The following is an 18,422-nucleotide window of genomic DNA, read 5'->3' as shown; positions in this document are numbered from 1 at the left end:
TCTTCAGGCTTGCACATACACCCACGCCGTCAGCCCGGACGCCAACGTCACAGCCATGCGCTTGTAGTCCGCCACTTCATACGCATCCGCCGCCGCCAGTTCCTGCTCGGAAATCTGAAACACCATCCCCTCAATACGCGCCCCCGCCTCGGTGGTAGGTTGCACAATCGGGTGATGGGTCTTGCCACTGCTGGCCAGTACCTGCGGGTCGGTGATTTCTACCCAGCTTTGCGCGTAGCCCAGCATTGCATCGTGTCGGCCCGCCAGTTCCCGCCCGAAGTTGGCCAGTTGCACGGTTTTGTCCTGCAATGTGCCGTAGGAAAACAACAGCACAGAGTGTTCAGTGGAGCGTTCCATTTCTGTTCCTTTAACGGTCAGGCGAGTAAGTCTTCATAGAAGGCGCCATAGGGCTTGGTCGGGTGGGCGATCTGGATTTCCAGGATCCACAGCCCTGCATTCGGGTAGTGTTCGAAGTCACCCAGGTCGCCGCCACGGTGGATGGCGTGGGGAAAGTCGCTGACGCGATGGCCCTTGATGTCCAGGTTCAGTTGCCAGCCCATGGCCTGGGCCTGTTCTTCGGCATAGCGGTAAAGCTCCAGGCCGACGACCTGGTCGTTTTTCCAGCGCGCTTGCACGCGGTCGAACAGCGCCTTGGCGGCGTGGGCGCAGGCGATCATGTCCGCGTCGTTGCCGGTGGCGAAGGTCGCGCCGGCATCGCCTTCGTGGCCTTGCCACACGGCGCCCATGTCGATGAAGAAAATGTCGTTGTCGCCCAGCACCGGATCGCCATCGGAGCGCTGCTTGAAGGTCTTGAGGGTGTTGGCGCCGAAGCGCACCAGCAGCGGGTGCCAGATGCGTTGCATGTCGAGCTCGGCAAGCACGTGCTTGCCCAATTCGCGCGCTTCGGATTCCAGCATGCCGGGGCGGATGCGCTGGGCGAGGTGGTCGATGGCTTGCCAGGTCATGGCCTGGGCATAGCGCATGGATTCAATGCTGTAGGCGGCGCCCACGGCTTCTTTGGGTTGTGCGGACACCGGTCTCTCCTTGGGTGGCGTTATGCCATTTACTATATAGCGATGAGTGCAACGCGCCCAAGTAAAATTGCTAGATATGCAGCCAGGCCAGGCTACCTAGCACCACCGCCACACCCGCCGCCGTATAGGACATGCGCTTCAACCATTCCCTTCTCGTCAACAACGTAATCGCCGCCAGCGAAATCGCGATCTGAATCGCGGTCATCGCCTGGGCCCAGCGATGGTGCTGGTGCAGAGCCTGCTCGGATTTTTCATCCCATTCCTTTGAGGTCGCTTCCAGTTTTTCCGCTTGCTTGCGTACCTCTTCCTTCTGGCTTTTGTAGCGCTCGATCTCATCCTTGTAATGGGCGGCATCCACACCGGGAATATGGGTCGCGAGTTCCGCCAGGTTCTGTCGGCTGGACTTGGCCTGGTAGTAGTTCCATTGGTTGGCGGCGTCGGTCTTGATGATGGCTGCGTTGTTCTTGTCCATCGCCGCTTCGCTCTCGGTGGAGCCGGCCTGGTAGCTGAGCATGGCGCCGAGGGTGGCCATCAGCGCGGTCATGACGGCGATGCGGCTGGCGAAACTGTCCCCACGGCCGTGGGCGTGTTCGGTGGTGTGTTCAAGGTGTTTTTCGTGAGGGCTGGGGACTTCGAAGGCTTCGGACATGGTGGCGCCGGTGAAGGGACTGAGGGAGTCTGATTCTTCACCAGTGAAGCTGTCTCAAGCCTGTACGTAACGCCGGATCAAGCGCACATACACCGCAATATTGATCGCCAGCACCAACGCGCCCAGGCCCAGCTGGATCTGTGGCGTCAGTCCGGCCGGGTAGATCAGTGTGAGGATGTAATGCTCGATAAACCCACCGCCATAACCGTCCTGCCCGGCGAGGTGGCGGAACAGGTTTTCCCAGCGGGTCAGCGGGCAGGACAGGTGGAACACTTCGACCGCCACGCCCCACGCAGCGGCGGGCAGGTGCAGCCAGATAACCGGGTGCCATTTCAGGGCCAGCAGCCCACCAAACAGTACGAACAGGATGAAACACAGGTGGAACAGCACGAGGCTGTCTGCGGCTAGACGATAGAGCATTGGGTTTCGCTTTTAAGTGGCTGGAAGGCGCGGACTGTCCCGGTTGACCTTATAGCTCGAGCTGAGCGGCGTTAATGCCAAATGCCTTGGCAATCTTTTCCCGCGTCGTCCGGCGAGGTTTGTTCACCGCCTCTTGCTGGGCAAATGCGGATTGGGAAATGCCCAGGCGTTGGGCGACTTCTTCCTGGGTCAGGTTCAGATGTTCGCGCCAGGCTCGGATCGGAGTGGCTCCATCTACCAGGCGGCTGACGACCGCGTGGGGAATGAGGTTTGGATCGTTCTGCCGGGCCAGATAGTGTTCATAAGGGATCACCACGAACGCTGGCTTGCCCTCCGTATTGTGGATGATCTGTATGGCTGTAGGTTCGCTCGTCACGTTTCTTGACCTCTTGAATGCTAACTACCTGGATATTGCCGTCCCAGTCGAAAAGGACTCGGTAATGGCCCACCCTTAATCGGTAACCGTGGGGTGGTTGACCAAAGCCTTGACATTGACTGCCTCGGGCATGCGTTCAAGCGCGAAGACGGCATCGCGTACTTGTTGCTGATGATACGAATGCAATCGAAGCAATTGCTTGACGGCTTTTCGGGGCCAGTGGATTGAGTTCATCAGAGGCTAATAAGTCTTTTATAAGGTTTGCAAGGGGTATTTTTCAAAGACGAGCCTTCGGCCGAACGCTCTGTTCCTACAAAACCTAGACGGTCGCATGGCATGCGAGCGAGTAAAACTGTTGCGCGCTATGAATCACTGATCGCACACAGATTGCAGGCTTGTGCCGACTCAATACCTGGCCGCGAAGGTTGCTTGCAGGCAACCCAGGCCGTTATTGTGCTGAATCCATTTAGTCCTTCCTCCAGGGTTTGTAGTGATGAATGCACCGCGTACCGCAGTCGGTCCGATCAAGGCCGTGATTTTCGATATGGACGGGTTATTGCTGGATACGGAAGGCATCTACACCGAAGTCACGCAGATCATCGCTGAACGCTACGGCCGAACCTACGACTGGGGCATCAAGCAGCACATCATCGGGCGCGGCGCCCAGGATTTGGCCGACTATGTGGTCAAGGCGCTGGACCTGCCGATTACCCCGGCTGAATTCCTCGAGATTCGCGAGCCGTTGATGAGCGAGCGCTTTCCCAAGGCCTTGGGCATGCCTGGCGCGGAGGCGCTGGTGCGGCACTTGAAGGCGCACAACATACCGATTGCCGTGGGCACCAGTTCGTCGCGCAATTCGTTTGGCCACAAGACCACCCTGCACCGCGAGTGGTTTGGTTTGTTCGACACCATCGTCACCGCTGACGACCCGGAAGTCGGCGCCGCCAAGCCTGCGCCGGACATCTTCCTTACCGCCGCGCGCCGCCTGGGCGTTGCGCCCGAGGATTGCCTGGTGTTCGAAGACTCGCCGTTTGGTGTGACGGCGGCGAAGGCCGCCCATATGACTGCCATCGCCGTGCCCGATGAGGCCATGGCCGACAGCAAGTACCAGCATGCCGACCAGATCATCCGCAAGCTTGCGGATTTCGACCTGGCGGCCTATGGCCTGCCGCCCATCTCCTGAACCAACAAGGTCAACCTGTGGGAGGGGGCAAGCCGCTCCCACATTGCTTAAGCGCTGAAGCCACCATCGATAGTCAGGCTGGCACCGGTGATATACCCCGCTTCCGGCCCGGCCAGATACGCCACAAAACTGGCAATCTCTTCCACATGCCCGTAACGCCCCACCGCCATCAACCCGATCAGGCTCTCGGCGAAATCACTGTTTGCCGGGTTCATATCGGTGTCCACCGGCCCAGGCTGCACGTTATTGATCGTGATGCCACGCGGTCCAAGATCCCGCGCCAAACCCTTGGTCAAACCGACCAGCGCCGCCTTGCTCATTGCGTATGGGCCACCACCGCCAAACGGCATGCGTTCGGCATTGGTGCTGCCGATGTTGATCACCCGGCCACCTTCACCCATATGCCTGGCGGCTTCCTGGGTGGCGATAAACACGCTGCGTACGTTGATCGCCAGGGTCTGGTCGAAGTCTTCCAGCTTGAAGTCTTCCAGCGGTGCGATGGCCAGCACGCCGGCGTTATTCACCAGGATGTCCAGGCGGCCAAAGGCTTCCACGGTGGCGTTGACCGCGTTGCGGATCGCAGTGGCATCGGCGCTGTCGGCGTGAATCGCCAGGGCTTTGCCGCCTTCGCTGATCACGCTGTGCTGCAGGGCTTCAGCCTTGGCGGCCGAGCTGACGTAGGTAAAGGCAACGGCTGCACCCTGTGCGGCCAGGCGCTTGACGATGGCGGCGCCGATGCCGCGGGAACCGCCTTGGATCAAGGCGACTTTGCCGCTGAGGTTGTGTGTGGTCATGTCGATCTCCTGGTTATTCAAGGCGCAATGCCTTGTTGTTGGATCCGAGTATCGACCTCGCTCGCCGCTGCCGGTAGACCGTGATTGCTATAGTCTGTGTAAACCAAAAGTTTAGAGTGGGGCGACATGGAAAGCTTTGGCAGTATCGAATGCTTTGTGCGCAGCGCTGAAGGTGGCAGCTTTGCCGAGGCCGCCCGGCACCTGAGCCTGACCCCGGCGGCGGTCGGCAAAAGCGTCGCCAAGCTCGAAGCGCGCCTCGGCGTGCGGCTGTTCCAGCGCAGCACCCGGCGCCTGGCCCTGACCGAAGCCGGCAAGCTGTTCCTGGCCGAAGTCAGCGGCAGCCTCACCACCATCCAGAATGCCGTGGCTAACCTGGCCAGCGCCGAAGGGCGGCCGGTGGGCACGCTCAAGGTCAGCATGGGCACGGTGTTTGGCAATCGCTACGTGGTGCCGTTGCTGGGGGCGTTCATGGCGCGCTTTCCGGATATCAGCCCGGACTGGCATTTCGACAACCGCCAGGTGGACCTGATCGGCCAGGGCTTCGATGCCGCCATCGGTGGCGGTTTTGAGCTGCCTCAAGGGGTGGTGGCGCGCAAGCTGGCGCCGGCGCATCGGGTGTTGGTGGCCTCGCCGGATTACCTGGCGCAGCGCCCGCCGGTGCGCGAGCCCGAAGACTTGTCGCGCTGCAAGGGCATTCTGATCCGCTCGCCGCAAACCGGGCGTATCCGTTCCTGGCAGTTGACCAGTGTCGAACGTGAACACCGCCCGCTGGTGCTCAAGCCCGGCATGACCATGAGCGACTCCGAAGCCGCCTGCTGTGCCAGCGCCCAAGGCCTGGGGATTGCGCTGGTGAGCATGCCCATGGCCGTGCCGTTCCTCGACAGCGGCGAGGTGGTAAGGGTGTTGCCCGGCTGGTGTGTCGACGACGGCAATATTTCCATCTACTACGCCGAGCACAAACTGCTGCCCGGCAAGACCCGGGCGTTTGTGGATTTCATCATCGAGCAGTTTGCCGAGAGGAAGCTGGGCCAGAGGTTCAGCGCAATCTGAAAGCAGGTGCCGGTCAGTGGCCGAACCGAGTCGGCCAGCCAATCACCTGCTTCGGCCGTGGCGTCGCGTAAGTGCGGATCTTCGACGTCGACAACCCCAGCCGCACCAGGGATTCGGCAATGGTCACCGCCGCCGTCACCCCATCCACCACCGGCACCCCGGTGCGCTGGCGAATCTGCTCATCCAGCCCGGCCATGCCGCCGCAACCCAGGCAGATCACTTCGGCCTTGTCTTCGTGGATGGCCAGTTCCGCCTGGCGCACGATGGCTTCCATGGCGGCCAGCGGGTCTTCTTCCAGCTGCAGCACCGCCATGCCGCTGGCGCGCACTGAGGCGCAGCGCTGGTACAGGCCGGCGAGTTTCAGGCGGTCTTCGATCAGCGGCACGGTGCGGTCCAGGGTGGTCACCACTGAATAGGCATGGCCCAGGAACATTGCGGTGCTGGCCGCCGCTTCGGTGATGTCCACTACCGGCACATTCAATAGTTCCTGCAAACCTTCCCGGCCGTGCTCGCCGTAGCCGGCCTGGATCACCGCATCGAAGGGTTGGTCGTAGGCCATCACCCGGTCCATCACGGCGATGGCGGCCAGGTAGCTTTCAAAGTTGCCCTCCACCGATTCCGCGCCGAAGTAGGGCGTGAGCCCGACAATCTCGGTGCCCGGCGAGGCCACGGACCGCGCCTGTTGAGCGATGGTTTCAGTGATGGATTCGGTGGTGTTGACGTTGACCACGAGGATGCGCATGGAAGGTCCTTACTCAGTGACTGACGTTATCGACGGCAATGCTTTCGCCGCTGACATCGGCGTAGAACGGCTGGCGCTTGGCGATCAGCAGGTACAGCAACCCTGCAATACCGGCGCCAAACAACCAGGAAAACGGTGAGACGCTGGCAAAACCGGGCAACAGCGCCAGCAGGATGGCGATCACGGCTGCAGGAATAAACGCCGCCACGGCACGCATATTCACCCCGCGGCTGTAGTAATAAACGCCATTCGGGTTTTCGCTATACAGCTGCGGCACGTCCACCTGGCTTTTACGAATCAGCCAGTAATCGACCATGATCACCCCGTACAGCGGCCCCAGCAGCGCGCCCAGGCCGGAGAGGAAATACACGATCACCAAGGGGCTGTTGTAGAGGTTCCATGGCAGGATCAGTACGGCCACGGTGGCGCTGATCAAGCCGGCGCGGCGGAAGTTCAGGTATTTGGGGGCCAGGTTGCTCAGCACAAAGGCCGGCGCGACGAAGTTGGCCATGATGTTCACCGCCACGGTGACGATCAGGAACGCCAGGCAGCCCAGCACGAGAAAGAAGGTATTGGGGATGGCGGCGATGATTTCAGTCGGGCTTTCGATCACCCGGCCATTGAGTTGGAATTGACCGCCGCACAGCAGCACGGTGATGGCCGCGAACACCAGGATATTCACCGGCAGGCCCCAAAAGTTGCCGACGAGGATGGTCTTGCGGCACGGCGAAGAGCGCGCGAAGTCGCAGAAGTTGAGGATCAGCGTGCCATAGATCGCCAGCCACAACGCGCCACCGGCAAAGATATTGCGCCACATCTCGCCGCCGCTCAGCGGTTCACGGATCGACCAGGCAATGTTGCCGCCGGCCTGGAAGTACATCCAGCCGGCCAGCGCCGCCACCGTCAGCAGAATCACCGGTCCGGCGAAGCCTTCATAGCGGCGCACCATCTCCATGCCATAGGCCAGGATCACCAGTTGCACGAACCAGATCGCCACGAAACAGGCCCAACCCAGGGTCGATAATCCCAGGATCGAGTTGTGGTCATAGTCGGCAAAGCCCGGATGAATCGCCGTCAACAGTACGCGGAACACCACCGACGCCAGGTACGTCTGGATACCGAACCAGGCAATCGCGATTACGGCGCGGATCAACGCCGGGATCTGCGCGCCGTGAATGCCGAAGCTGATGCGGCTGATCACCGGAAACGGCACGCCGGTCTTCTGGCCCATATACCCCGACAGGTTCATGAAGAAGTACACCAGCGCCGCGCCGATGCCCAGGGACAACAGGATCTGCCAGCCGCCCAGGCCCAGCGCATAGAGGCCGATGGCGAACGAATAGTTGGCGATGTTGTGCACGTCATTGGTCCACAGCGCGAAGATGCTGTAGCGCCCCCAACGTCGGCCTTCGACCTTGGTGGGCGCCAGGTCCTTGTTGTGCAGGCGCGGGCTGAGCACCAGGGGGCCGGGGCTTGCGGCGTCCGGGTTCAGGGCGGAGGAGGGTAGATCCAGTGCGATGTTATTCGGGAGGCTTGTACGCATTCCGGCAGGCTCCAGCGCATCTGCTGAGGCGCTGCAGATGGCAAAGTGTATGTAGGTTTTGTATTTATTGTATACAAAGCGTATTTCACCTTAAGCCACATGCGTGCCAGCTTTGGATCTATGAAAGTCCTGGGTAATTTCGTTTTTATAGGTTGGTTGAATAACTGGCTGAATTTGAAGAAATATAAATTGACCGATTGAACAGCTATTTATTTTTGCGTTGTCAGCCTGTGATTCGCCAGGTCAATCGAGGGGAGGGGAGAGGTGTTACGTTATGGTGCGGCTGAAGAGAAATTGCACACATAAATGGCACCGATGGTTACATCTATGTGTACATCTCTAACACTCAACCCAAAACAAAATGAGGGAGGGGGCTTGCCCTAATGCCAGTCAGTTAAGCGTACATCGCCTCCTGTAGGAGCGTGCTCGCGAAAAACGTCAACGATAACGCGTGCTTCCTGAATGAACGCGGCGCCTGTGAGTTTTTCGCGAGCAAGCTCGCTCCTACAAAAAGCCTTAACTGACTGGCATCAGGGCAAGCCCCCTCCCGCATTTTTTACAGCATCAACTTCAAGCCTTGCTGATGATATTCCCGGCATGCAGCCCGCATTCCTTCTGCGTGGCTTCTTCCCACCACCAGCGCCCTTCGCGCTCGTGCTGGTTCGGCAGCACAGGCCGGGTGCACGGCTCACAGCCGATGCTGATAAAGCCGCGCTCATGCAGGCTGTTGTACGGCAGCTCCAGCATGCGGATGTAACCCCAGATCTCCTCGCTGGTCATCTGCGCCAGCGGGTTGAACTTGTACAGGGTACGTTCCGGGGTGGAGAAGGCCGTGTCGATTTCCAGCGCCGCCACCTGGCTGCGGGTGCCCGGGCTCTGGTCGCGGCGTTGGCCGGTGGCCCAGGCGCTGACGCCGGAAAGCTTGCGGCGCAGCGGTTCGATCTTGCGCACGCCGCAGCATTCGCCATGGCCGTCCTTGTAGAAGCTGAACAGGCCTTTTTCCTTGACGAAGGGTTCCAGCTTGCTCTGGTCCGGCGAGATCAGTTCGATATCGATCTTGTAGAACTCGCGCACCTGCTCGATAAACCGGTAGGTCTCCGGGTGCAGGCGGCCAGTGTCGAGGCTGAACACCTTGACGTTCTTGTTCAGCTTCCAGGCCATGTCCACCAGCACCACATCCTCGGCACCGCTGAAGGAAATCCACAGGTCATCACCGAACTGGCTGAACGCCAGCTTGAGAATGTCCTGGGCAGACTTGTTGGCATAAGTCGTGGCGAGTTCAACGACGTCGAAGGCTTGGTTCATCAGGACGGTTCCTACAGTTCAATGGCGCTGAGCGCTCTATAGGGGAGCGATGGTATCAAAATCCGCCCTGCGTTGCGGCGGCGGGCTTGAATCGCTAGAGTTCGGCAGTCCTTTTGCTCGCTCAACCAACAACATCTAATGGGAGTGTCTTGTGGAAATTGCCTGTCTCGACCTGGAAGGGGTGCTGGTGCCGGAAATCTGGATCGCCTTCGCCGAAAAAACCGGTATTGAATCCCTGCGGGCCACCACCCGGGACATTCCCGACTACGACGTGCTGATGAAGCAGCGTCTACGCATCCTCGACGAACACGGGCTCAAGCTCGCCGACATCCAGGAAGTGATCGCGACCCTCAAGCCGCTGGACGGCGCCATCGAGTTCGTCAACTGGCTGCGCGAGCGCTTCCAGGTGGTGATCCTGTCCGACACCTTCTACGAATTCTCCCAGCCGCTGATGCGCCAGCTGGGCTTCCCGACCTTGTTGTGCCACCGTCTCATCACCGACGAAAACGACCGCGTGGTCAGCTATCAACTGCGCCAGAAAGACCCCAAGCGCCAGTCGGTATTGGCGTTCAAGACCCTCTACTACCGCGTGATCGCCGCGGGCGACTCCTACAACGACACCACCATGTTGGGCGAGGCCGACCGTGGGATTCTGTTCCATGCGCCGGACAATGTGATTCGAGAGTTCCCGCAATTCCCGGCGGTGCATACGTTTGAGGATTTGAAGAAAGAGTTCATCAGGGCGTCGAATCGGCAGTTGAGCCTGTAATTTCTTTCGGTCCGGCTGAGGGCCCTATCGGGGGCTTGCTCCCGATGGGGAAGGTAGCGCCACTACCATGTTTCTGTCAGCTCCCTGCAAGCAACCGCTCATAAGGAATACTCAAGCCTTCATGCAGCCGCTTGATCATCGACAGGCTCAGCTTGCGCTTGTGGTTCAACACCTCTGACACCCGTCCGCTGGTGCCGATAAATGGCTCCAGGTCGCGGGCGGTCATGCCCAGTTGCTCCATGCGAAATTTAATGGCTTCCACCGGATCAGAAGGTGGCATTGGGTAATGTTCGGCTTCGTACTTCTCAATGAGTACTGCAAGAATTTCCAGCTCATCGCCTTCAGTCGAGCCGATGTCCGCTCCCCAGAGCTGCTGCACCCGCGCGAGTGCCGCAGTGAGGTCTTCCTGGGAGTATATGGGTTTGATGTTCATTACACGGTCTCCGCATTGATCTGGTCGTAGTGCCCATGAGTTCCTACGAACCATATGAACCCAAGCTGTCGCTGGTAATCGATCGCCATGATCACTCGATATTTGTTGCCGCCCACGTTGAATACAACCCCTGCCACCTTTGAGAATGCTCGCGGTCCTGAGCGCTGCCTTGAGTGCTTGTGGCGTAGGGTAAATGGCCTTTTCCATATGCCGATACAGTTCAATAAGCGGCGCTTTTGCATCGATATAGGCGGGTTGGCTTTCCCAGAATATTCGTAAGGTCGATAGGGCGATTATCCGCATCGCTGCAACCTCCCAATTTGGGAGATGATAGGCGCGGTTGAGAGAGGGCGCAATCTCGGAAATATTTCCTGACGGGTAGGCAGTCGCTTCATGTGATCCTTCACAGACGGCGGGTGGACGGTTGAAGCCGGACGCTATCTTCCGACGTTCAACTACGTCTACTGCGTTTCTGATTCAGGTTTTTTCTACTGCTCGGCGCTGCGTCTGAGAGCCAGGAAGGCACTGTGCGCTACAGGCTTTCCAGCGTTTGTAACAACACCCGCACCTTCGTCAGCGACTCCTGGTACTCCGCCTCCCACTGTGAATCCGCCACGATCCCACCGCCGCCCCAGCAGCACACCTGTCCCTCCTTGACCAGCAAACTGCGGATGGCGATGGAGCTGTCCATCTCACCGCGTACGTCCAGGTACACCAGCGAACCGCAGTACAGCCCACGGCGTGTGGGCTCCAGTTCGTCGATGATCTGCATCGCGCGGATCTTCGGCGCGCCGGTGATCGAGCCGCCGGGGAAGCTGCCGGCGATCAGGTCGAGGGCATCTTTGTCGTCGGCCAGCGTGCCGGTCACGCTGCTGACCAGGTGGTGCACATTGGGGTAGCTTTCCAGGCTGAACAATTCCGGCACATTGACCGAGCCGGTGCGGCAGGTGCGGCCGAGGTCGTTGCGCAGCAGGTCGACGATCATCAGGTTCTCGGCGCGGTCCTTGGGGCTGGCCAGCAGTTCGGCGGCATTCGCCGCGTCTTCTTCCGGCGTAAGGCCGCGGGGGCGGGTGCCTTTGATCGGGCGGGTCTCGACGTGGCGCTCGCTGATGCGCACGAAACGCTCCGGCGACAGGCTCAGCACCGCGCCGTCGTCGGGCAGGCGCTGGAACCCGGAAAACGGCGTCGGGCAGGCTTCGCGCAGGGCGCAATAGGCTGCCCAGGGATCACCGATGCATGGCGCGCGAAAACGCTGGGCGAAGTTGACCTGGTAGCAGTCGCCGGCCTGGATGTAATCCTGGATCCGCACGATGGCCAGGCGGTAGGCCTCGGCGCTGAGGTCGGGGGCCATCGGGCCCTGGAGTTTGAACGTCGCAGAGGTGTCGACCGCCCCATGGCTGAACAACGCGATCAGCCGTTGCCGTTCGCTGTCTGCCAGTGAGGGGTGAAACACCAGCTGGCTGCTCCGGGCCTGGTGGTCACTGATCAGCGCCCAGGCGTATAGCCCGAAGCGCGCGTCCGGCAGGTGCAGGTCATCCACCGCCAGGTGCGGCATGGGCTCCAGGTGCCGACCGAAGTCGTAGCTCAGGTAGCCGATCAAGCCACCGGCGAACGGCAACTGCAAACCGGCGGGGATTGCGGCTTCACCCAATCGCGTCAGGTTTTCTCGCAGGCGTTGCAGGAAAGCGGCGCCGCTTTCGTCAGGCGCTACCGTCAAGGTTGCGTCGGGCCAGGCGCTGAGCAGATCGTAACGCCCACGCTCGGCCGCCGGGCGGCCGCTGTCGAGCAGTACCGCGCCGGGAGCGTGGCGAATCGCCGCAAAATACTCGGCGGGGTTGGCCCGATAGGGCAATGGGTGTACGGAGCAGGTCGACATGCGGGGTTGGATCAGCCAATGGCGCGGGGGGAGAGGGATTGTAGTCCCCCGTAGGATTTGCTCCTAGGGGGGATGTCGGGGATAGACAGTTTGAAGACCGGATCAGCCTTCCACGGGGGGAATATGCCCGAACATCTCCTGCACGAATTTCACCCGCTCTTCCGAGGTTTCCGTCACGCCGGCGGCTTTCAGTTCTTCCAGTCGCGCCTCCACCGCATGGGTGCGCAAGGTCAGGCCGCAGTCGTTGGCGATCTGGATATTCAGCCCCGGCCGCGCATTCAGCTCCAGGATCAGCGGGCCCTTTTCCTGGTCGAGCACCATGTCCACGCCGATATACCCCAGCCCGCACAGCTCATAGCAGCCGGCCGCGAGCTTCATGAACCCGTCCCAGTTGGGCAGTTGCACACCATCCACCGCGTTGGTGGTGTCGGGGTGCTTGGTGATGATGTTGTTCAGCCAGGTACCGCGCAGGGTCAGGCCGGTGGCGAGGTCGACGCCCACGCCGATCGCGCCCTGGTGCAGGTTGGCCTTGCCGCCCGACTGGCGGGTCGGCAAGCGCAGCATCGCCATCACCGGGTAGCCCATCAGCACGATGATGCGGATATCCGGTACGCCTTCGTAGCTGATGCTCTTGAAGATCTGGTCAGGCACCACGCGGTACTCGATCAGCGCACGGTCGCGGTGGCCCCCCAGGGAGTACAGGCCGGTGAGGATGCTGGAAATCTGGTGCTCGATCTCTTCATGGCTGATGATCTTGCCCGACACCGTGCGGTAGCGCCCCTCGAAACGGTCCGCCACCACCAGGATGCCGTCGCCGCCGGCACCCTGGGCCGGCTTGATCACGAAGTCGCTGCGCCCGCCAATGATCTCGTCGAGCTTGTCGATTTCCTTCTCGGTGGAGATCACCCCGTACATTTCCGGCACATGGATGCCCGCAGCGATGGCCCGCTCCTTGGTGATGATCTTGTCATCCACAATCGGGTACAGGCTGCGCTTGTTGTACTTGAGCACGTAGTCGGCATTGCGCCGGTTGATGCCCATGATCCCCCGCGCTTCCAGGGCCTTCCAGGTCTTCCAGAAGCCGAACATTACGAGTCAGCCTTGAGGAAGGCCTTGAATCGCACTAGCTCGGTCAGGCGGTAGCCACGATAGCGGCCCATGGCTAGCATGAAGCCCACCAGGATCAGCAGGATCGCCGGGAAGGTGAATACGAAGTAGATCAGCTCCGGCACGCTCATGATGATGTGCGCCAGGGACGCGGCGAACAGCGTACCAATCGCGACTTTCATGGCATGGCTGGCGCCGCGCTCTTCCCAGGTGATGGACAGGCGTTCGATGGTCATGGTCAGGATCACCATCGGGAACAGCGCCACCGACAGCCCGCGCTCCAGCCCCAGCTTGTGGCTGAACAGGCTGATGGCGGCGATCAATACCACTACGAAGGTCAGCACTACCGACAACCTCGGCAGCATCTGCAGCTTCAGGTGTTCCAGGTACGACCTGAGGGACAGGCCCAGCGCGGTGATAATCGTGAACAGCACAATCCCGAAGCCCAGCTGCGTCTCGCGGAACGCCAGGGCAATCAGTACCGGGGTAAAGGTGCCGAGGGTCTGCAGGCCGATCAGGTTGCGCAGGATCAGGATCACCAGCACCCCAATCGGGATCATCACCATGATCATGAAGGTCTGCTGGGTTTGCAGCGGCAGGCCGTACAGCGAGTATTCGAGGAAGTTGGCGTCGGTGTTCTCGTCGGTCAGCTTGGCCAGGCGAATGGCGTTCATTTCGCTGTTGTTCAGGCTGAAGGTGACCATGGCTTTCTTGCCGCCATCGACGGTGATCAGGTTTTCATCGCCGGTCCACCACAGCAGGCGGTCGGTGGGCAGGCCCTGTTCGCCGGTTTCCGGGTTGAAGTACAGCCAGTCGTTGCCATTGAAGCTGCGCAGCCACAGTTCCGGGGTTTGCGGCTGGTCGGCCACCAAGCGGATGGTGTGGACCTTTTCCACCGGCACGTGGGCGATGGACAGCAGCAGCTCGACGATCTTGGCCTTGTGCGGCGTCGACGGGTCGCCGGCCAGCAACAGCTTCACGTTGTCGTCGTTGAGGTTGTTGGTGCGCTTGATGGCTTCGGTGATAAAGGTCTCTACGTCGGCCGAATGCTGGCGGATCGGCGCCAGCAGGGCTTCGGCGGCGATTTTTTCCGGGCCTTCCACGGCAATGCTGTCGCGGAAGGTCGGGCCCTTGATCTTGGTTTTTTCGCCGCTGTAGCGCTTGGTCAGCACCAAGCGGTAATACAGGGTCTGGTTGCCCTTGGCGCGGCGTGCCGACCAGGTGACCTTGCGGTTGCCGTCGATGCGGTTGACGCTGACCCCGTAGTTATTCGAGATAAAGCTCTCATTGAGGCTGACGAAGTCGCGGCTCAAGGGCGGCACGAACATCTGTATTTTCACCGGGTCCTTGGGGTTGGCGACGAACTCGACCTTGGCGTCGATGTTCCACAAATCGTCGGTGGCGTCCTCGGTGACGGGAATGCCCAGCACGAAGATCTGGTAGGCGGTGACCGAAATACCCAACACCACCAGGATGGCGATCAGGATTCTCAGGTGCAGGGTTAGAGCGCGCATTCGGTTTACTCGGCGGTATGAGCGTCGGCGGCGCAGGCAGGTTTGCCTGCTGCGTATTTAAGACTGGGGTCGACCAGCGCATCAAAGCGTTTGAGCGCTTCGGAGCCGATCAGCAGCGGGTATTGGAAAGCGCTGCGGTCAGTCAAGTTCACTTCGATGCTGCGTAAAGCGGTGCCTATGCAGATATCCAGGGCAATCACAGGACGGGCGGTGTAGTTCTTGTCCTCATCGGGGTCGTAGTCGCCGGCGCGACGCTTGATCTTGCTGACGCGGGCCAGGGGGCGTTCGATGGGATGGGAATGGGCGGTGTCGATGGCCAGGTAGAAGCGCACCCAGGATTCGCCGTTGCGCTTGAAACGCTTGATGTCACGGGCGCTGAGGGAGGCGGTCTTGGCGCCGGTGTCGAGCTTGGCGGCTACTTCCAGGTCGATGCCGGCCAACTGCGCGTATTCATTGAGGCCATACACGGTCTTCTCGGCGGCAGCGCCAAGGCTCGGTATGGACAATAGGCAAAACAACAGGGGGAAGGGCTTGAGTCTCATAGATCCTGAGGCGGTGCAGTGCGATGTTCAATTCAAGGCGACTGGCATTGCTGCGCAAGCTCCCTTCGTGCGCCGTTTCATCAAGTGATGTCAGGCAAATGCGGCGGGCATTCTAACATGATGCTTTTCTGGCGCCAGCGCTGGCAGCCGGCCATGCCTTGAGGGGATATAGCCGGGATTATTAGACGATTGTCGACAATATCGATTTATTCTTTGACTGGTCGCGGTTTATTGGCTAGTTTTTGCCGCATTGCTTTCAAAGGTGTCGACAATATGCTGGGTCAATCAGAAGCTCCGATAATGGCGTCGGACGAATCCCAAACGATGTCCGAGAACGTCTTCCGACGCATCCAGGCCGCCATCGTCAAGGGTGAGATCGCGCCCGGCAGCAAGATTTCCGAGCCGGAACTGGCCCGCACCTACGGCATCAGCCGTGGCCCGCTGCGCGAGGCGATCCACCGCCTGGAAGGCCAGCGCCTGCTGGTGCGCGTGCCCCATGTGGGCGCCCGGGTCGTGTCCTTGAGCCACGCCGAGCTGGTTGAACTGTATGAAATCCGCGAGTCCCTGGAAGGCATGGCCTGTCGCCTGGCCGCCGAGCGCATGACCGACGCGGAAATCGAAGAATTGCGCCAAGTGCTGCACACCCACGAGCGCGACGCCGCGTTCCAGGCGGGTGTCGGCTATTACCAGCAGGAAGGCGACTTCGATTTTCATTACCGGATCATTCAAGGTGCGGGTAACCGCACCCTCACCCAAATGCTCTGCGGCGAGCTGTACCAACTGGTGCGCATGTACCGCATCCAGTTCTCCGCCACCCCAAATCGTCCACGCCAGGCCTTTGCCGAGCATCACCGCATTCTTGATGCGATTGCCGATCGCGACGGTGAACTGGCCGAGTTGTTGATGCGCCGGCATATCGGTGCTTCCAAACGCAATATTGCCCGTCATTTCCCAGGCGGCGCCCCTGATAGAGGTGAGTCATGAGTTCGAACAATAAAAGCACCCCCGGCCAGCGTTTCCGTGACGCGGTCGCCAGCGAGCACCCCTTGCAGGTGGTCGGTACGATCAACGCCAACCATGCGCTGCTGGCCAAGCGCGCCGGCTTCAAGGCGATCTACCTGTCGGGTGGCGGGGTGGCGGCCGGTTCCCTCGGCGTGCCGGACCTGGGCATCACCGGCCTGGATGACGTACTCACCGACGTGCGCCGTATCACCGACGTCTGCGACCTGCCGCTGCTGGTGGACGTGGACACCGGCTTCGGCTCCTCGGCGTTCAACGTCGCGCGCACGGTCAAATCAATGATCAAGTTCGGCGCCGCCGCCATCCATATCGAAGACCAGGTCGGCGCCAAGCGCTGCGGCCATCGTCCGAACAAAGAGATCGTGTCCCAGCAGGAAATGGTCGACCGCATCAAGGCCGCCGTGGACGCGCGCACCGATGACAGCTTCGTGATCATGGCGCGCACCGACGCGCTGGCCGTGGAAGGCCTGGAGTCCGCCCTGGAGCGTGCCGCCGCCTGCATCGAGGCCGGCGCCGACATGGTGTTCCCGGAAGCCATCACTGAACTGGAAATGTACAAACTGTTCGCCGCCCGTGTGAAGGCGCCGATCCTGGCCAACATCACCGAGTTCGGCGCCACGCCGCTGTACACCACCGAACAGTTGAAATCTGCCGATGTTTCCATCGTGCTGTACCCGCTGTCGGCCTTCCGTGCCATGAACAAGGCCGCCGAGAACGTCTACACCGCGATCCGTCGCGACGGCACGCAACAGAACGTGATCGACACCATGCAAACCCGCATGGAGCTTTACGATCGCATCGACTACCACACCTTCGAGCAGAAGCTTGACGCGCTGTTCGCCGCGAAAAAGTGACGAACACGCCTCCCTGAATAACGACAAAATTGGAGAAAAACCATGGCTGAAGCAAAAGTACTGAGTGGTGCCGGCCTGCGTGGCCAGGTCGCCGGGCAGACCGCACTGTCCACCGTGGGCCAGGCCGGAGCCGGCCTGACTTACCGTGGCTACGACGTGCGCGAACTGGCTGCCGATGCACAGTTTGAAGAGGTCGCTTATCTGCTGTTGTACGGCGAACTGCCGACCCAGGCCGAATTGGCCGCCTACAGCGCCAGGCTGAGCACGCTGCGTGACCTGCCGCAAGCGCTGAAAGAAGTGCTCGAACGCATCCCCGCCGACGCCCACCCGATGGATGTGATGCGCACCGGTTGCTCGTTCCTCGGCAATATCGAGCCGGAAAAAGACTTCAGCGTGCAACGCGACGTGACCGACCGCCTGCTCGCCGCGTTCCCGGCGATCATGTGCTACTGGTACCGCTTCAGCCACGACGGCAAGCGCATCGACTGCGTGACCGACGAGCCGAGCATCGGCGGCCATTTCCTGCACCTGCTGCACGGCAAGAAGCCGAGCGAACTGCATGAAAAAGTCATGAACGTGTCGTTGATCCTCTACGCCGAGCACGAATTCAACGCCTCGACCTTCACCGCGCGGGTGTGTGCCTCGACCCTGTCCGACCTGTATTCCTGCGTCACCGCCGCCATCGGCTCCCTGCGCGGCCCGCTGCACGGCGGTGCCAACGAAGCGGCGATGGAAATGATCGAGCGTTTCGGTTCGGCAGAGGAAGCTGTCGAAGGCACCCTCGGCATGCTGGCCCGCAAGGACAAGATCATGGGCTTCGGCCACGCGATCTACAAAGACAACGACCCGCGCAATGAAGTGATCAAGGGTTGGTCGAAAAAGCTCGCCGACGAAGTGGGCGACACCGTGTTGTTCCCGGTCTCCGAAGCCATCGACAAGACCATGTGGGAACAGAAAAAACTGTTCCCCAACGCTGATTTTTACCATGCCTCGGCGTACCACTTCATGGGCATCCCGACCAAGCTGTTCACGCCGATCTTCGTCTGCTCGCGGCTTACCGGCTGGGCCGCGCATGTGTTTGAACAGCGCGCCAACAACCGCATCATCCGTCCAAGCGCCGAGTACACCGGCGTCGAACAGCGCAAGTTCGTGCCAATCGAACGTCGCTGAATGGGAACACCGACGATCCCGAAGTGGAAACCGGACCCAGT

The 18,422-nt window shown here is 60.6% G+C and carries 20 protein-coding genes and 2 pseudogenes; 6 read left to right on the top strand and 16 right to left on the bottom strand.

The window, feature by feature from the left end; translation table 11 throughout:
• Positions 1-3: 3 nt before the first annotated feature.
• The 6 genes and pseudogenes from BB029_RS21470 to BB029_RS33870 all read right to left on the bottom strand — a co-directional run.
• Positions 4-357, bottom strand: a complete 354-nt coding sequence (locus BB029_RS21470; protein ID WP_027603651.1) for a gamma-glutamylcyclotransferase family protein — start codon at positions 355-357, stop codon at positions 4-6.
• Positions 358-374: 17 nt separating this feature from the next.
• Positions 375-1,034 carry a M24 family metallopeptidase gene (locus BB029_RS21465; protein WP_065940703.1) on the bottom strand — a complete coding sequence of 220 codons (660 nt, stop codon included), beginning with the start codon at positions 1,032-1,034 and terminating at the stop codon, positions 375-377.
• A gap of 70 nt (positions 1,035-1,104) precedes the next feature.
• Positions 1,105-1,683, bottom strand: coding sequence for a DUF4337 domain-containing protein (locus BB029_RS21460; RefSeq protein WP_065940702.1), 579 nt, complete (start codon positions 1,681-1,683; stop codon positions 1,105-1,107).
• 54 nt (positions 1,684-1,737) lie between these two features.
• Complete coding sequence (locus BB029_RS21455; RefSeq protein ID WP_065940701.1) at positions 1,738-2,103, bottom strand: DUF2784 domain-containing protein; 366 nt, start codon at positions 2,101-2,103, stop codon at positions 1,738-1,740.
• Between the two features lie 49 nt (positions 2,104-2,152).
• Complete coding sequence (locus BB029_RS21450) at positions 2,153-2,479, bottom strand: helix-turn-helix domain-containing protein (protein ID WP_065940700.1); 327 nt, start codon at positions 2,477-2,479, stop codon at positions 2,153-2,155.
• Positions 2,463-2,713, bottom strand: a pseudogene (locus BB029_RS33870) (type II toxin-antitoxin system RelE/ParE family toxin); the annotation flags it as partial. The pseudogene BB029_RS33870 and the gene BB029_RS21450, both read right to left, overlap by 17 nt.
• 259 nt (positions 2,714-2,972) lie before the next feature.
• On the opposite strand from BB029_RS33870, the gene BB029_RS21445 reads away from it, so the two are divergent.
• Complete coding sequence (locus tag BB029_RS21445; RefSeq protein ID WP_053132697.1) at positions 2,973-3,662, top strand: HAD-IA family hydrolase; 690 nt, start codon at positions 2,973-2,975, stop codon at positions 3,660-3,662.
• A 47-nt stretch (positions 3,663-3,709) separates the two neighbouring features.
• Here BB029_RS21445 and BB029_RS21440 read toward each other — a convergent pair whose 3' ends face one another.
• Complete coding sequence (locus BB029_RS21440) at positions 3,710-4,456, bottom strand: 3-oxoacyl-ACP reductase family protein (RefSeq protein WP_027603657.1); 747 nt, start codon at positions 4,454-4,456, stop codon at positions 3,710-3,712.
• A gap of 126 nt (positions 4,457-4,582) precedes the next feature.
• Here BB029_RS21440 and BB029_RS21435 point away from each other — a divergent pair, with 126 nt between their 5' ends.
• Positions 4,583-5,506 (top strand): LysR family transcriptional regulator, encoded by a 924-nt coding sequence (locus BB029_RS21435; RefSeq protein ID WP_065940699.1) that lies wholly within the window; start codon positions 4,583-4,585, stop codon positions 5,504-5,506.
• Positions 5,507-5,519: 13 nt separating this feature from the next.
• Here the strand turns inward: BB029_RS21435 and BB029_RS21430 are convergent, their stop codons facing one another.
• The 3 genes from BB029_RS21430 to BB029_RS21420 form a co-directional block, all read right to left on the bottom strand.
• Positions 5,520-6,248 carry an aspartate/glutamate racemase family protein gene (locus tag BB029_RS21430; protein WP_065940698.1) on the bottom strand — a complete coding sequence of 243 codons (729 nt, stop codon included), beginning with the start codon at positions 6,246-6,248 and terminating at the stop codon, positions 5,520-5,522.
• Between the two features lie 13 nt (positions 6,249-6,261).
• Positions 6,262-7,791 (bottom strand): NCS1 family nucleobase:cation symporter-1, encoded by a 1,530-nt coding sequence (locus tag BB029_RS21425; protein ID WP_065940697.1) that lies wholly within the window; start codon positions 7,789-7,791, stop codon positions 6,262-6,264.
• A gap of 570 nt (positions 7,792-8,361) precedes the next feature.
• Positions 8,362-9,096, bottom strand: a complete 735-nt coding sequence (locus tag BB029_RS21420; RefSeq protein ID WP_065940696.1) for a phosphoadenylyl-sulfate reductase — start codon at positions 9,094-9,096, stop codon at positions 8,362-8,364.
• Positions 9,097-9,247: 151 nt separating this feature from the next.
• Here BB029_RS21420 and thrH point away from each other — a divergent pair, with 151 nt between their 5' ends.
• Positions 9,248-9,865, top strand: coding sequence for a bifunctional phosphoserine phosphatase/homoserine phosphotransferase ThrH (gene thrH, locus BB029_RS21415; protein ID WP_065940695.1), 618 nt, complete (start codon positions 9,248-9,250; stop codon positions 9,863-9,865).
• A gap of 76 nt (positions 9,866-9,941) precedes the next feature.
• Here the strand turns inward: thrH and BB029_RS21410 are convergent, their stop codons facing one another.
• The 6 genes and pseudogenes from BB029_RS21410 to BB029_RS21385 all read right to left on the bottom strand — a co-directional run bounded on the left by BB029_RS21410 (position 9,942) and on the right by BB029_RS21385 (position 15,337).
• Positions 9,942-10,298: a type II toxin-antitoxin system HigA family antitoxin gene (locus tag BB029_RS21410; protein WP_065940694.1), complete on the bottom strand. Its 357-nt coding sequence runs from the start codon at positions 10,296-10,298 to the stop codon at positions 9,942-9,944.
• A pseudogene (locus tag BB029_RS21405) lies at positions 10,298-10,601 on the bottom strand (type II toxin-antitoxin system HigB family toxin). The gene BB029_RS21410 and the pseudogene BB029_RS21405 overlap by 1 nt, the downstream one beginning before the upstream one ends.
• Positions 10,602-10,830: 229 nt before the next feature.
• Complete coding sequence (pabB, locus tag BB029_RS21400; protein WP_065940693.1) at positions 10,831-12,174, bottom strand: aminodeoxychorismate synthase component I; 1,344 nt, start codon at positions 12,172-12,174, stop codon at positions 10,831-10,833.
• Between the two features lie 102 nt (positions 12,175-12,276).
• On the bottom strand, positions 12,277-13,263 hold the full coding sequence (locus tag BB029_RS21395) for an alpha-L-glutamate ligase-like protein (protein ID WP_065940692.1): 987 nt from the start codon (positions 13,261-13,263) through the stop codon (positions 12,277-12,279).
• Positions 13,263-14,795, bottom strand: coding sequence for an inactive transglutaminase family protein (locus BB029_RS21390; protein WP_065940691.1), 1,533 nt, complete (start codon positions 14,793-14,795; stop codon positions 13,263-13,265). Before BB029_RS21390 ends, BB029_RS21395 begins: the two co-directional genes overlap by 1 nt.
• Before the next feature lie 5 nt (positions 14,796-14,800).
• A complete protein-coding gene (locus BB029_RS21385) occupies positions 14,801-15,337 on the bottom strand; it encodes an ATP-dependent zinc protease (RefSeq protein WP_065940690.1) in 537 nt (178 codons plus the stop codon).
• A 273-nt stretch (positions 15,338-15,610) separates the two neighbouring features.
• On the opposite strand from BB029_RS21385, the gene BB029_RS21380 reads away from it, so the two are divergent.
• From BB029_RS21380 to prpC, 3 genes are read left to right on the top strand one after another with little or no spacing between them, the layout of a single operon-like run.
• The gene (locus BB029_RS21380; protein WP_027603669.1) at positions 15,611-16,321 is read left to right on the top strand and encodes a GntR family transcriptional regulator; all 711 of its coding nucleotides are present in this window, start codon (positions 15,611-15,613) and stop codon (positions 16,319-16,321) included.
• Positions 16,318-17,211 carry a methylisocitrate lyase gene (gene prpB / locus BB029_RS21375; RefSeq protein WP_065940689.1) on the top strand — a complete coding sequence of 298 codons (894 nt, stop codon included), beginning with the start codon at positions 16,318-16,320 and terminating at the stop codon, positions 17,209-17,211. Before BB029_RS21380 ends, prpB begins: the two co-directional genes overlap by 4 nt.
• Before the next feature lie 42 nt (positions 17,212-17,253).
• A complete protein-coding gene (gene prpC / locus BB029_RS21370; protein WP_065940688.1) occupies positions 17,254-18,381 on the top strand; it encodes a 2-methylcitrate synthase in 1,128 nt (375 codons plus the stop codon).
• Positions 18,382-18,422: the final 41 nt, after the last annotated feature.

It is taken from the genome of Pseudomonas sp. S3E12, assembly GCF_001702295.1.
GTDB lineage: Bacteria > Pseudomonadota > Gammaproteobacteria > Pseudomonadales > Pseudomonadaceae > Aquipseudomonas > Aquipseudomonas marginalis.
This window is presented reverse-complemented; position numbering and strand designations above follow the sequence as displayed.